This window comes from Bacteroidota bacterium, assembly GCA_026391695.1.
GTDB lineage: Bacteria > Bacteroidota > Bacteroidia > Bacteroidales > JAGONC01 > JAPLDP01.
Genome location: JAPLDP010000031.1, coordinates 34,121 through 49,730 on the forward strand (window position 1 = coordinate 34,121; position 15,610 = coordinate 49,730).

The following is a 15,610-nucleotide window of genomic DNA, read 5'->3' on the forward strand; positions in this document are numbered from 1 at the left end:
CGTGGGATGAGTACAGGCAATAAATGCCTCCTTTGATATTTGCCTTCCAGATGCGCTCGAATGCCTGAAGTGAGATACAAAGCAGCCGATAATGTATGTGCTGAATCGATATCAGGATGAGAAACGAATTTCTCCGAATTCAGATAAACGCCATTGAATCCCCTGGTGAATGGTACTTTACCCTTCTCAAGTACTCCGGCAAGTACCGACACCTGGTAATCGATCCAGTCGGCATGAAGAAAATCAGTCATTTCCCTAAGCCCTGTGGCCACGACCTCCATAGTCCTTCCGGCCATTCCGCCATACGTATGAAGCCCTTCGAATACGACAACAAGATTCTGATATTTTTCATAATCTTCCTCAATGTCAGTAGCTAAGAAGCCGCCGACATTGCTCATGGCATCCTGACCTGCATCAAAAAGCAAGGTATGGCAATAGCCGGCTATTTCTTTTATCAGTTCGCTGATAGTCTTGTTTTTATAAAACTCATCATGCCGGAGGATATAATATGCCGATTCGGCAATACAGGAGGCTTCAAGGATGAGTTTTGTATGATAAGTTTCCGCAGTTTTTTTTATGGTAGCCAGATTTTTAATAGAGATAGGACGATAACCTTCTCCTTGAAGGTCAATATATATGAATGCAACATGACCCTTATTCTGCTCTAAAAAACCGGTTAGTTTTTTTACATCAATATTTCCGGGATACATACGATTTTCATCATAAAGGAGCTGAAAACATTTGCCGCCAAAAGCCTGAGCACTATCAAATGGAACTGTAGTATTGCCGGCTATTATTTTTTTGTCTGAAATATGGGCAGAACAGAGCAGTTTAAAACCCCCGAAGAGATTGTGTATGGGACAAATATGCCGTATGCCGGTCACATCCTTGACTGCGTCATTTAATTTGTAGAAATTTCTGGCTCCTGCATAAGCCTCATCTCCAACAAAAAGATTACCTACCTGTTCCTGGCTCATAGCAGAACTGCCCTGTGTAACCATGTCGAAAGCAACATGTCCGGCCGGCAATAATCCTACATTATTATTAACACCCCTTAAAAGTTTTTTTCTCTCGGATAAACTCTTGAATTGAATGTTCCTTATAGATTTTATTTTATAGGGTTCATGTTTTATCATATTTCCCCTTTCGCTCTTAGTTGTTATAATTAGCTGTTTGATAATATTTTGTAATTAATTTTCCCGAAGAAGTCAATCAAAATGAAGCGTTATATTGTGGATGTGCAAGCATTTGACAAATGTATAAAAATATGGTAAAACCAAATAATTATACAGTGTTTTATTGTTAATATTTTAACAACACAGATACGAAATTTTATTGATCATCGCAATAGTAAATAGCCCAGGACTTCAGTCCTGGGAAAAAAGAAGTGAAATAAATAATGGGCTTTAGCCCGAAATCTTGATTTCCCTCATCACAATGGACTCAGCATAATCTAAAATCTTCTAATTTTGCTTTATCAATATTATACTAATGATCGTACAATTATTGACCGAAAAAACCTGTCAGGCAGTAAAATTCTTATATAAAAAAAATATGGATCCTGAAACTATCCTTGTTCAGAAAACCAACAGGGAATTTGATGGTGATCTCACCATCGTTGTTTTTCCTTTTTCAAAAATAGCTGGCAAACAGCCACAGATTATCGGCGAAGAAATCGGTACATGCCTGAAAAATAGCATATCACAAATTAAGTCATTCAACGTCATTAAAGGATTCCTCAATCTGGTTATCGAGGATTGGTATTGGAAGGAATTCTTCATAAATTATGTTCATGATGAAAACTATGGTATTCAGGCCATAAGTGATACTCAACCTGTTGTCATTGAGTATTCATCGCCAAACACTAACAAACCTTTGCACCTGGGACATATCCGAAACAATCTTCTTGGAAATTCCCTCTCAAGGATTGTGAAAGCCAATGGCAGAAAAGTGGTGAAGGTCAACCTGGTCAATGATCGTGGTATACATGTGTGTAAGTCGATGCTTGCCTGGACAAAATGGGGCAGGGGAGAAACGCCGGAATCCACCGGTATGAAAAGCGATCATCTCATCGGCAAATACTATGTCCTCTTTGAGAAAAAATACAGGGAGCAGATTCAAGGAATGATGGATGAAGGGATGACCGAAGATGAGGCAATGAAAAAAGCCCCACTCATACTCGAAGCACAGCAATTGCTCAGGAAATGGGAAGACAGGGATACAGAAACCTTTGCTGTCTGGAAAATGATGAATGATTGGGCTTATGAAGGATTTAACGAGACCTACAGGAGGCTGGGTGTCGATTTTGACAAAATTTATTATGAGTCGGAAACTTATCTTCTTGGTAAGAAGATGGTCGGGGAGGGGCTGAAAAACGGCGTCATGTTTAAAAAAGAGGATGGATCCGTATGGATTGACCTGACATCCGACGGACTGGATGAAAAAGTATTGCAGCGTGCTGACGGCACTTCAGTTTATGTGACACAGGACCTTGGAACAGCTCAGTTACGATATGATGAGTTTCAGCCGCAGAAGCTTATTTATGTCGTGGGAAATGAACAGATCTATCATTTTAATGTGCTGAAGCTGATCCTGAAGAAGCTCGGCAGACCATGGGCCAATGATATTCTTCATCTTTCATACGGCATGGTTGAACTACCGCAGGGTAAAATGAAGTCGAGGGAAGGAACGGTGGTGGATGCCGATGACCTGATGGATGAAATGATGAGGACGGCAAAAGAGACCACCGAAAAATTGGGAAAGGTGGAAGGATTATCGCAAGATGAGGCATTTAACTTGAACCGCATGGTCAGTCTGGCTGCATTAAAATATTTTATCCTTAAAGTCGACCCGATGAAGACCATGCTTTTCAATCCGCAGGAATCCATCGATTTTAACGGCAATACAGGTCCTTTCATTCAGTATACCCATGCACGTATTAAATCATTAATACGCAAGGCTGCAGCCGAAAATGCATATTCACCTGTTGCATCTGACAAGATGGACATGGCGTTTGATTTGATAACCAAGGAACGTTCATTAATCAAAATATTGCATGATTTTCCTGCTGTCCTGAAGGAAGCTGGTGATTCACTTAGCCCAGCCATACTGGCTAACTATATCTATGAGCTGGCGAAGGAATTCAATCAGTTTTACCAGGAGTATCCCATTCTAAAAGCTGACAGTATAGTGGTGTCGGCATTCAGAATTGAGCTGTCAGGTTTTATCGGTAACGTGATAAAAACAGCGATGGATCTCTTGGGTATCGAAGTACCTGAAAGGATGTAAGGTTTTTCAATAAAAAAGGGGGCGATGGCCCCCTCTTCTTTTCTTCTAACGAAGATTAATGTACTGTAAGTTTCCTGGTTATCACCCCATCGGTCGTTTGTACCTGGACAAAATAAATGCCTGGTTCAAATGATGCCGTGTTAACGCGCAGGATCTCGTTGCTGTTGATGTTCTCGTTACTGTAAACCACCTGCCCGATGTTGTTCATCATCTTCACAGATTTGATTGCAGTTGTGAACTCTAAGTTTACAAAACCTCTTACAGGATTTGGATAGATTGTCACATACCTGTTGGCAAGTTCATCAATGCCAACAGTGATATTCACCTCGCCGCAAACCTGTTCTGACAGGCAAATGCCATTATAAACGGCTTCTACGCAATATTCATATAAGCCATTCGGCAGTCCTGAATCATTATAAAAGGTTTCTGTTATCGGCGCTTCATTCAGAAGGTCACCATTGCGATAGATGTTAAATCCCGTGAGGCTTCTGTCGAGAGGATTGAAGACAGTGTTATCTGCCGGGCGCATGTTTCCCAATACAGGAATGCTCCCAGAAGAATTTGTAATGGCAACAGCCGCAACCGGAACAATCGGTATAGCAGCAGCATCCGTATAGCCAACCCATCCCTGGATATTCCAGTTGATATTTATACCATAAGTCGAAAAAATAGAAACCCAGGTAGTGCCATTGAAGAGCATGTCACCAAACCCAACAACGGCAGGCCCTGCATCACAACCGGCAGGATAATCCCCTGCAGGTTGGATACACTCATAACCGATCCATAATTCCTGTGTGATGTCAATAGGAACAGGGGCGGTCAGCGTGATTTCATTCCATTCGTCGAAAACAAGAGTCGGGCAAGGCTGTGACAGTAATTCAGTGCCGGCATTGACACCACTCCAGACTTTCAGTGTATAGGTTGTATTATAACCTCTTGGGAAAAAGGCTATCTTGGTCAGGAACATGTCGTCGAAGTCTACCAGATTTTCAGGAGCAAAGCGTGCCGCCACAAGGAAAGTGGCAGCAGTGGTATTGCCGATGCCGTCATAATTTGCACCGTCGTCCCAGTGTATCCACTGTGGAATACCTCCCGGCTGCAGCCATGTCACAGCAACATCAGGACTTCCCGGTTCATTGCTCACAACAAGGTCATTCACCGGATCAAGGAAGACAACCTCTGCTGTTGCAGGTAACGTTGGCATGGATTCGCCACCGGAATAAACCGCAGTCACCTCATAAGTATAAGTACCAAGGGCAAGATCAGGATCGGTATAGAACAGATCGGTGACAGGGTCGCCATTGATCTGGCTACCATCCCTGTAAATATTATATCCGATAGGATCTTCGCGGAAGGATTTGTTTTCAATCGGCTTCACATCGTTGATGGAAGTACCGCTACCTGTCCTATTTATGTTAGTAAAAGTTTCGGCATTCACCTGTACGGGTTCAAACGGGCTACCGGCCAGCTCTTCAATAGAACCGTCAGCATATTGAACTATAGCACGTTCAAGATAGGCCTCAGTCCATGGGGACCATGTCAAACCTGTTTCATCAAAATCCCATGACCGGCCATTATTCAGGTTGGCATCAAATCCAATGAATGTGGTGGCATTTATGGAACCGAAACCGACAACAAAATCATCCGAAAAAGTGATATTTTGTGCTGACAGGTCAACCGTCACCCAATCATCAGCAACTCCATCAACAAGTTGAGTATAGATAATATCCGTTCCTGGTTCTGTACCTGCCCATTCGAATAAATTACAGTTAAAGGTATTATCACCCGCCTCGAGAATGGTATAGTACTTCACCGCGAGGAGTTGGCAAGGACCCTGAGGCGACATGTGCGTCGACATAGTATATCCAATCCACTGGTATCCGTTAGTGGCCACATTATTATCATAGATCAGCTCTTCGGTCTGGCCACCACCTCCTGGAGCCTGCCATGTAAGGTTGATATCATAACAGTCCACAATTGCCTCCAGGTTTGTTGGCGGATCATAAGGTGATGGCTCAACAGTTAAAGTAACAGGAACTGTGATTTCCGGAGTATCCGGATCATTGCTTGCAACAAGCAAGCTTGCATTATATGTACCTTCCGTCAATTCACTGGCATCAAAGGTGATCGTGATGTTATTTTCTCCACCTGGGGGTATAGTTCCTGGGTTGATACCAACCTGCAGCCAGTTAAATACCGGAGTGCCTGTCAGCTTAGCTCTGATGTTCCAGTTCCTATCAAGGTCCGGATTAGCGGAAAGGTGATACCAGGCAGCACCAGTATACATCCAGTCGCCATTCGGATTATGAGGGCCAGCATCCATCCCGGGAATAGCAAGCTCAATATCGGTTTGTGTAAATTCCCATGCTACCCAGAGATCTACACCACTTATCCAAACGGGATCAGTGAGTTCAATGGTTGTAAAAACACCAGGAACAGGCGTAAATTCTTGAATATGCAATAAATCTCCGGGTCCATTGGCATCGCCCATATCATAAATTCTTAAAAAGTACTGGGTGTTGGGATTAATATCAATATTAAAAGCAAAGATATCAACAGAAGTGAGTTCCATACCTGCATAGGGCAAAATCATTGAGGCGGGGAACATAGCGGCGACCTGAGCAGTAACCGGAGGAGTGATGAAATAAATACCACCAGCATTAACACCGTCATAATGTAAAATGACTTCATCATCTGTTGATTGTGGAGTTTCTGCATCGGTCTTTTGAATTACTGCTGTGACATCTGGATAGTCATTCGAACTTAATGTTACCGTTCCAAGAGGTCCGCCTGTATAGATATACATACCGCCTGCACTTCTGTCATGCGATTTTTCTCCAATCTGAGAACGGTTTATCTGATTACCTTCATAGACGACATAAATAGTGTAATCGAGAACATCGTTCCCAATATTCTGAATATTAAGTATATCTGTTGCCGTTTCACCTTGGGTTACTACAGGATTAAAGCTGTCGGGACTCACAGCAATATCCGGTACAGCATATGCCCATGTTCCAGCTAATCCTGTTTCGTCATCGAACCATGCCATAGCCTGGAAAGGATAACCGGCTGTAAGTGTGGTCCATGCGTAGCCGCCATCGCGTGTGTAGGAAATGCCTGACTGGTTAACAGCAGAAGACGATGACACATAGGTGTTTTCAGTGCCGGGGACATAAGCAAACCATCTGCTATACATATTACCGGTAACTGTCACACTTGTCCATGTCGTTCCGCCGTCGGTGGTCACATTCAACACCGGCTCAATGCCAAGGTCAAGATATGATCTGTAAGCGATGCCGTTCTGAGCATCTTTAAATTTGCAGTCAACAACCACAGTTGCGCCAAAAGCAGTAAGAGCGGCTGTCCAGGTGTATCCCTTGTCCGGTGAGCGGAATACCCTGCCTTTATTGGTGCCGAACCATATGATATCACCGACGGCGTCATAGTTGCCGGTAATGCCATACTCATCAGCAGAAGACGGTGGCGGAATGTTTGCTGATGGAACCCTGGTCCATGATTCCCCGCGATCGGTGGTCGTATATATTTCATAATAGCCACCAATGGGGTCTCCCACTGCGCAACCATCGTTATCATTGAAAAAGTGAATCACATCCGCAAAAGACGTCCCGCCGAAAGCTGTTCCTTTTTTAACCCATGTAACACCTCCATTCTCTGTTTTGTAACATCCCTGCGTAGCGCCTGTATTAAATGCAGCCCAGCAGGTCATTGCATCTATAGCAAAAAGTTGTGAAAGGCCTGTTCCTGCATTAAAGTAACCTTGTGTCCATGTTGTACCGCCATCGGTCGATCTTGTATACTCGTCAATAAGAGCACCGGTACTATTGACTGCTGAAGCCCAGAGTGCGGTAGGATCGTTCATGCCGACGGATATCTGGGCAATGCCTCTTCCTGCATCCAGATCCGAATTCACCTGGATCCAGTCAGTCTGTGCTAAGCTCCATAAACCTGTGGCCATCAAAGCTGTAATAAGAAGTAGTTTTTTCATCATAATGATTTTTTTTAGGTTAAACAATTTGATATTGAATGTTACAAATATAATTGAAAAAATAAAGTTAATGTAGAGCGATAATAAAAACTTCATTTTTTTATTTATATTGACCTCACCCCCCGTCCCCCTCTCCTCCAGGAGAGGGGGTGAAGGGGTGAGGTGGTTTGGTCAATTCCCACTCAACTTGCCGCGAAAAAGGGATCCAGGGATTACACTTGGGTACTCACCCATTATTAATTTCGTCGGTTAACAGTGATTGGAAATCTAAAATCTAAAATTTAAAATGTAGATTTTAGATTTTAAATTTCACATTTACAATTGTATCCGGTGCTATTCCTGATATTCCTTCCATGTTTTTTGTGCTGATTCAGAAGTGTATTCGGTAAGTTTTTTTCTCAGCGCATCAGGATTGTTCTGATATTTAAATATGAGGTTTTGTTCGAAACGGGATTGGGCATTTATGTATTGATTTTCAATGGCAGCTCGCTTCTTTTTTTCCTTTTTGATAAGGCCGACATAATTCTGATCAACAGCTTCCATGTGTTTGACAAAAGTCCAGAAGGCAAGTGAATCAGTCCGGTCATAAAGATTGACAGGAGCGTTAAAATGTTCTTTTACAGCTGAAACATAATCGCCACGGAAATAGCCTTTTGGAGATTCACTGATACCATTGTACCAGGGAATAAAGGGATGAACACAGGGCCGGAAGGGTGAAATCCACAGAACACAGCCAAAGGCGGCAGGCATATACCCCCGGAGTTGGGCTACGAAACCGTATTGTGTATGTGAAGCGCAAACAGCAGGGGAGCCGGCAAGATGGGGGCTTCCTGTTGTATAATTTTTGGAGAGGTCGTACTCGGTGCCTTCATTATGATCCCTGAGAATTGACATGAGAATCTGCAGTGTCACCTTTTCCTTTGGCAGGAATGCAAATGGAAAGTCATCATCAATAGCGTATTGTTCCAGGGAAAAGGCGTTAACGCCACGCCACATCCTGGCAATATTGACGATATGCTCAAGAGAGCCTTGTGCAGCATAGGCCTTTCTGAAGTTGAATTTACCGTCTTTTTGAGGATCGTACCAGCCTCTTTGCATAGCATAGTCTATTATATCCTTTGAACCAAGATAATTCAAGGTATCGGTCAGGTTCACTCCGGTGATGGTATAATAATTAGGTATGACAGCTACCTTATCATCCGGGATACGCTGTGCTACCCAGTGTTTGCCGTTGACAACCGCCAGCATCCAGGCTTCATTCGGATCAGCAATACAATATGTACGTCCTGAATCCGTATAACCTAAGTCTTCAATCAGCTTGCCGGCTATTTTAACAGCTTCTCTGGCACTTTTTGACCTTTCTGCCATGAGAACCCTGAGTGTATACCCGATACCACCCCTGGATATGATGGATTTATCTTCACGCGACTGGCAGACATCCGAGGCGATAGTCACGCCATATTCATTCATAAAGCAATCCGAAGATTCCATTCCGGGCATCTCAAGCCATAGATACGCATTAGTTTCAGCTATTTGAGAGATGTTTAAGCCTGGTTCCCTGTTGACCAGTTCATCCGGCTTGTGTGTTAACCGGGGTACTTTATATATATTGACGATCTGTGTGCCATAATCGTCCTCATTATGGGCGAAAAGAACTGAACCATCAGCGGATGCAGTTTTCCCGACAAGGATAGAAAAACAATTAAAGGACTCTTCCAGGTGGGTTTGAGAGAAAACCCGTGTGAAGAAAAATAATATAAGGAAAATGAAGGCTGTTTTCCGCAGAGAACAGGAAAGTCGCCGATATTTATGAGAATTCATAGTATAAAAAAACACCCATTTTGGTGATCCCGGCAGGACTCGAACCTGCGACCCGCAGCTTAGAAGGCTGCTGCTCTATCCAGCTGAGCTACGAGACCATTGATGATGTGATTGGGATGCAAAGATAATTAAATTTTGATCGATGCGAATGGCTGGAAGCGGAGAATCCCATAGTATGACTTAAAACTGTAATTTTGTCTTTTGATATGGAACGCTGAGGATCGCTGATATACCGGATTCCCGCTGATTTATTGATCCGCGATAATCCGTATCATCTGCGTTCTATTTATTGCCAATCAGTGCCATGGTATTTAAAGATAAATTGTTCGGACTTAAAAGGGATGAGCTTGAAAAATTGGTTTTGGAGCTTGGATGTCCGCAATTTTATGGACGGCAGATTGCTGAATGGCTTTATAAAAGCAATATCCGTACGATCGATGAAATGACCAACCTGTCAAAATCGGCCAGAGCTTTGTTAAATGATAAATATGACTTGGGCATATATAATCCGGAAAATGTCCAGACATCCGCTGATGGTACCAAAAAATACCTCTTTCCAGCGCACCAGGGTATGTTTGTCGAAACAGCTTACATACCCGAAGTAAACCGCGCAACAGTGTGCATTTCTTCACAGATTGGCTGTAAAATGGGTTGCCGGTTCTGCATGACCGGCCAGCAGGGCTTTCAGGGACAGCTGACTGCAGGAGAGATTCTCAACCAGTTGAGGAGCCTGCCCGAAAAAGACACAATCACTAATGTTGTTTACATGGGAATGGGCGAGCCGTTTGACAACCTGATAAATGTTCTTGACAGCTTAGAGATACTCACAGCAGACTGGGGTTTTGGCATGAGTTCCAAACGTATTACCGTTTCAACAATTGGCATCATACCCGGAATGAAGGAATTTCTGGAGAAAAGTAAATGCCACCTGGCTGTCAGCCTGCATTCACCATTTGAGGAGGAAAGAAAAGATCTGATGCCTGTTGGAAAGATGTATCCCCTGCACCAGATTCTTGACACCATACGCTCCTTCAATTTGGGACGTCAGCGCAGGATTTCTTTTGAGTACATCCTGTTTAAGGATTTGAATGATACGGTAAGCCATGTGAAGGAATTAGCCAGGTTACTCAATGGTATCCACTGCCGGATAAACCTGATCAGATACCATCCAATACCTGGAATCTCTTTGCAACCATCAGATGATGTCACCATCATCAAATTCGAGAATGCCCTCAAATCAAAGGGGATACGAACCACATTGAGAGCCTCACGCGGACAGGATATTTTTGCGGCATGTGGTCTATTATCAACTAAGGAGCTTTTGAGGCAAAATCAGAGGGAATAGAATCCCATACTGTTTTTTACAGACTGTTAATCCTTTCATTTACAGTATTTTGATATTGCTTCCCCGGATTGGGCATAGCCCAATTCCAATGCCTTTTGAAAGTCGGCACACGCACTTGCTATTAAATCCGGCATTTTTGTCGATATCTTGGCCATTCCTCTATTGAAGTAAACAATGCCATATGTAGGATTTAATTCAATTGATTTTGTATAGTCTTGGATAGCTCCCTGTAAATCAGATAATTGGTATTTGCATACACCCCTGTTAACATACGCATGGGCAAAATCGGGCATTAATTCTATCGCTTTGTCATAATCCTGGATTGCCCCCTGTAAATCCGAAGATCCAAATTTACAAACAGCCCGGTTATAGTAGGCCATCCCATAATCCGGTTTAAGTTCGATAGCTCTGTTCAGATCCTTTAATGCGCCATCACGATCGGATAATTTAAACTTGCATAAGCCCATCCCATTATAAGCTATCTCATTATTCTGATCCATTTTCATAACTTCCTGGTATAAAGCCATAGCCCCTTGATAATCTTTCTGATTTACCTTCTCACCGGCTTTTTCCAGTAATGCCGTCGCTTGATTTGCTTTATTCTTACAGCCGTAACCTGCAATTAATGCAAGAACTATTAAAGAGAGAATGATATATTTCATAACTATAATGAATAAATGGAACGATTGAAATGATAAATATTTGTTTTCCGATTCTATTTTCTGGACAAAGTTATAAGTTCTTCGAAGAATATAAGTATAAACGTTAAAAATAATAAGAAATTTCATTAATCGTTTCATCGACTTTAATTGGAAATCCTGCACTATTTATAGTTATTACAATGCGAATGCCCAGTTGTTATACATCTGTAAAATATATTGAAAAAGTTTGCTGCACTAATTATAATTCATAATTTTGCAAGCCTTTCATGGAGAGGTGGGTGAGTGGCTGAAACCAACAGTTTGCTAAACTGTCGTACTCGAGAAGGGTACCGGGGGTTCGAATCCCCCCCTCTCCGCGACATGGGTGTGGGTGTGGGTGTGGGTGTGGGTGTGAGGAAGGGGATGGGTGATGGGTGTTGGGTGTTGAGTGCTGGATGTTGGGGATTGAGTGCTGGATGTTGGGGATTGGAATTTGTAACTTGGAGTTTGGAATTTGTTTGGGATTTATGATTTGGGATTTGGGATTTGTTTGGAATTTGGTTTTTTGGAATTTGGAATTTCTTCTGGTATGTTTGATTTTGAAAAATTAGATGTTTATCAGGTAGTTAAGGATCAAAATATAAAGCTCTTGACGTTTTTGGACAAGACTAAGAATATTGATTTATATATAATTGACCAGTTGAAGAGAGCATCCTTGAGCATTCTGTTGAATCTGGCTGAAGGTACAGGACGAATGACGGTGAATGATAAGAAACATTTTTATACTATTGCCAGAGGATCTGTTTTTGAATGTGTAGCGATACTGGATGTTCTGCATTCTATGAATAAGATTGAGGATGGATTTTACAACGATATGTACAACGGTTATGAGCATTGCTCCAAGATGCTCCTGGCCATGTACCGCAGCATGAATAAATAAGGTCACACCCACACCCACACTCACACCCACACCCATGTCCGGGGTATAGCGTAGTCCGGTTATCGCGCCTGCTTTGGGAGCAGGAGGTCGCAGGTTCGAATCCTGCTACCCCGACAATACAAAAGCCTTGCACAAAGTGCAGGGCTTTTTTGTTTTTGAACCTGAAGCAAATTAATTTGCACTTAGCGGTGAAAAAACAAAAAAGTTCCTTCTGAGCGAAGCGAAGAAAGGCTTTTGTATTGTTTTCTCCAAATTCAGGATCACCGGAGGTAATCCTGCTACCCAGCAAAAGATAAAAGCCTCATAACATTTACATTATCCTATTGGCTTTTTACAAACCGATGAAAGGCAAAAAAAGGAAAAGAAAAAATTTCTTTAGCAGAAACGCGATCGGTATTTGTCTTTTTCTATCTTTACTCACTAAAAAGTTTGTTTGAAAGTTTTGTCACCTCAAAGACAACGAATATCAATGAGAAAATAAACTTATCCACTTTTATATGAATAATTCAGGTTAACTCACTAAACTAAATACACTATGAAAAAAGCGTTTTTACTTTTTCTGGTCATTGGTGTGCCAATTTCTCTTATGGCCCAATTGCAGCGGACCCTACCTGTTAATATTCAGACACCCCCGCAACCGGATCTTCAGCAAAAGGAAACCCTGGCATCAGTGAAGGGAACTGTCGCACAGGATTTTGAAACTTTTACCGATTTTAGCCTGGTCTTCAGCCCCTGGTCGACAACAGATGTTGACGGCTCGACTACTTATGGTATAACAGACGTTACATTTCTTCATTCAGGTGAAGCGATGTCATTCATTGTATTCAATCCGGCGTCAACGACCCCTTCACTCGCAGGGGATCAGGCCTTGCAGCCTCATGGAGGAAATAAATTTGCCGCTTGTTTTGCATCGACCTCTCCGCCGAATAATGACTGGATCATTTCTCCGCAAATCCAACTCGGCTCAAACGGCACTCTTAAATTCTGGGTCAAATCGTATACCTCAGAATGGGGGCTGGAAAGATATAAAGTGGGGGTGTCGACTACAAATCCTAATCCGGGTAGTTTTACGTTCATCAGTGGGGGAGCATATCTCGAAGCGCCTGCCACAGCCTGGGAGCAAAAGGATTTCGATCTATCTGCTTATAACGGGATGCAAATTTATATCGGCATTCAATGTGTATCCGATAATGCATTTATTTTTATGCTGGATGACATTGAAATTACCTCAGGAGGAGGGGGTGGCACCGCAACTTTGACCGGTATGGTTACAGATGCTATTAACGGCAATCCTATTCCAAATGCATTGGTGTCTGTCGGCGGATTAAGTGATTTAACTGATGCAAGCGGTAATTATACCATTACCAACATCCCGGCAGGTGTCCTGAATGCCAATTTCACCGCAACACCTACGAGTGGAAACGCTCCTCTGGCAGTACAGTTCACCGATCTGTCAGCGGAAGGGACGCATACGGTAACAGCTTCTGCCACCGGTTACACAAATTACACGAACAGCCAGGTAGTCATCCCGGAAGGCGGCACACTTGAGTTACAAATTTCCCTTTCACCCACCCTCGCAACGGGTCAGTACCGGTTTGTGCTGACCTGGGGAGAGTCTCCAACTGACCTGGATTCGCATTTGAAAACACCATCCATAGAAGGATCTACTTATCACATTTATTATAATTACAAGGGTTCTGCCGATAGTCCGCCTTATGCTATCCTCGATATTGATGATGTTACGAGTTTTGGTCCTGAAACCACGACTATATATGACCTTTATCCCGGGGAGTATCACTATTATATTTACAATTATTCCGGAAGTCCTGAAATAATCACATCCAGCGCTGTGGTACAGATATTTGATGATAACGGCCTGTTGCATACCCTGCAGGTTCCGACGACAGGAACCGGACGGTATTGGGACATTTGCACCATGAACGGATCGAACGGGAATATCAGCATCATCAATCAGATTACTGAAACGGAACCCGGCGGTCTTCCATACTTGACACCTGATCAATTAAAGAAAAAGCCTCTTCCGGCCGGCAGGAATATCGTTTCCTGGAACTGGAATTTCGGGGATGGAGGAAGCAGCACAGTGCAAAATCCTTCTCACACTTATGCTGCCAATGGATCCTATTCCGTCAGCCTGACCGTATCGGACGGGGTGAACAATAAGACAGAAACCAAAAATGCTTTTATAACAGTAGGAGGGGGGGGTACCTCAACTTTGACCGGTATGGTTACGGATGCCATAAATGGCAATCCTATTCCAAATGCACTGGTTTCAGTCGCCGGATTAAGTGATTTAACTGATGCTAACGGTAATTATACCATCACAAATATCCCGGCAGGTGTCCTGAATGCCAATTTTACCGCGACACCAACGAATGGAAATGCTCCCCTGGCAGTACAGTTCACCGATCTTTCAGCTGAAGGAACTCACACGGTAACAGCTTCTGCCACCGGTTACACAAATTACACGAACAGCCAGGTAGTCATCCCGGAGAGCGGCACCCTTGAGTTACAAATTGCGCTTTCACCGACCCTCGCGACGGGTCAGTACCGGTTTGTGCTGACATGGGGAGAATCGCCGACTGACTTGGATTCACATTTGAAAACACCATCCATTGAAGGATCTACTTACCACATTTATTATAATAACAAGGGTTCTGCCGATAGTCCGCCTTATGCTATCCTTGATATTGATGATGTTACGAGTTTTGGTCCTGAAACCACGACTATATATGACCTTTATCCCGGGGAGTACCACTATTATATTTACAATTTTTCCGGAAGTCCTGAAATAACCACATCCAGCGCTGTGGTACAGATATTTGATGATAACGGCCTGTTGCATACCCTGCAGGTTCCGACAACAGGAACCGGACTGTATTGGGACATTTGCACCATGAACGGATCGAATGGGAATATCAGCATCATCAATCAGATCACTGAAATAGAACCCGGCGGTCTTCCATACTTGACGCCTGATCAATTAAAGAAAAAGCCCATTCCGGCCGACAGGAATATCGTTTCCTGGAACTGGAATTTCGGGGATGGCGGAAGCAGCACAGTGCAAAATCCTTCTCACACTTATGCTGCCAATGGATCCTATTCCGTCAGCCTAACCGTATCCGACGGAGTGAACAACAAGACAGAAACCAAAAATGCTTATATCATTGTTGGACCTTATGGTGTGGATGAAGCAGCATGGGAAAAGGATATCAGCATATACCCAAATCCGGCTAAGGATCAGTTGCATATAAGTTCGGGTATCCGTATCGAATCTGTTGCCCTTTTCGATATAAACGGACAGCAGAAAATGTGGACAGATGACTGTGGCAATAATTATTCCGTCAACCTGAGCAGTTTTCAGGATGGTACTTATATACTCCGGATCATAACTGAAAAAGGTAGTGTTCAGAGGAAGCTGAACATCCAAAGATAAAGGTATCAAATTCGGGTTTGCTACGCTTATAGGAACACTTGCCTGGTCCCCAGACAATTGGGTGAATACTCCGCTGCTCTGCGGCGGAATTTGGGTCCAGGGTGCCGCTGGAGCG

The 15,610-nt window shown here is 43.2% G+C and carries 7 protein-coding genes, 3 tRNA genes and 1 pseudogene; 6 read left to right on the forward strand and 5 right to left on the reverse strand.

Annotation, left to right across the window (positions count from 1 at the left end; genetic code table 11):
- Positions 1-140: 140 nt before the first annotated feature.
- Positions 141-1,001: pseudogene (locus NT175_03295) on the reverse strand (beta-eliminating lyase-related protein).
- Between the two features lie 490 nt (positions 1,002-1,491).
- On the opposite strand from NT175_03295, the gene argS reads away from it, so the two are divergent.
- Positions 1,492-3,288, forward strand: coding sequence for an arginine--tRNA ligase (argS, locus tag NT175_03300; protein ID MCX6233737.1), 1,797 nt, complete (start codon positions 1,492-1,494; stop codon positions 3,286-3,288).
- 55 nt (positions 3,289-3,343) lie between these two features.
- On the opposite strand, the gene NT175_03305 is transcribed toward argS, so the two are convergent.
- From NT175_03305 to NT175_03315, 3 genes are all read right to left on the reverse strand, one after another.
- Positions 3,344-7,297 (reverse strand): T9SS type A sorting domain-containing protein, encoded by a 3,954-nt coding sequence (locus tag NT175_03305; GenBank protein ID MCX6233738.1) that lies wholly within the window; start codon positions 7,295-7,297, stop codon positions 3,344-3,346.
- Positions 7,298-7,627: 330 nt separating this feature from the next.
- On the reverse strand, positions 7,628-9,115 hold the full coding sequence (locus tag NT175_03310) for a C69 family dipeptidase (GenBank protein ID MCX6233739.1): 1,488 nt from the start codon (positions 9,113-9,115) through the stop codon (positions 7,628-7,630).
- A gap of 21 nt (positions 9,116-9,136) precedes the next feature.
- Positions 9,137-9,213, reverse strand: a tRNA-Arg gene (locus NT175_03315).
- 206 nt (positions 9,214-9,419) lie between these two features.
- On the opposite strand from NT175_03315, the gene rlmN reads away from it, so the two are divergent.
- The gene (rlmN, locus tag NT175_03320) at positions 9,420-10,460 is read left to right on the forward strand and encodes a 23S rRNA (adenine(2503)-C(2))-methyltransferase RlmN (GenBank protein ID MCX6233740.1); all 1,041 of its coding nucleotides are present in this window, start codon (positions 9,420-9,422) and stop codon (positions 10,458-10,460) included.
- A 35-nt stretch (positions 10,461-10,495) separates the two neighbouring features.
- On the opposite strand, the gene NT175_03325 is transcribed toward rlmN, so the two are convergent.
- Complete coding sequence (locus NT175_03325; GenBank protein MCX6233741.1) at positions 10,496-11,122, reverse strand: tetratricopeptide repeat protein; 627 nt, start codon at positions 11,120-11,122, stop codon at positions 10,496-10,498.
- Positions 11,123-11,390: 268 nt separating this feature from the next.
- Between NT175_03325 and NT175_03330 the strand changes: the two genes are divergently transcribed.
- From NT175_03330 to NT175_03345, 4 genes are all read left to right on the forward strand, one after another.
- Positions 11,391-11,478 (forward strand) — tRNA-Ser (locus tag NT175_03330).
- 212 nt (positions 11,479-11,690) lie between these two features.
- Positions 11,691-12,041, forward strand: coding sequence for a four helix bundle protein (locus tag NT175_03335; GenBank protein ID MCX6233742.1), 351 nt, complete (start codon positions 11,691-11,693; stop codon positions 12,039-12,041).
- A gap of 39 nt (positions 12,042-12,080) precedes the next feature.
- Positions 12,081-12,155 (forward strand) — tRNA-Pro (locus tag NT175_03340).
- Positions 12,156-12,576: 421 nt separating this feature from the next.
- Positions 12,577-15,495, forward strand: coding sequence for a PKD domain-containing protein (locus NT175_03345; protein MCX6233743.1), 2,919 nt, complete (start codon positions 12,577-12,579; stop codon positions 15,493-15,495).
- The last annotated feature ends 115 nt before the right edge of the window (positions 15,496-15,610 follow it).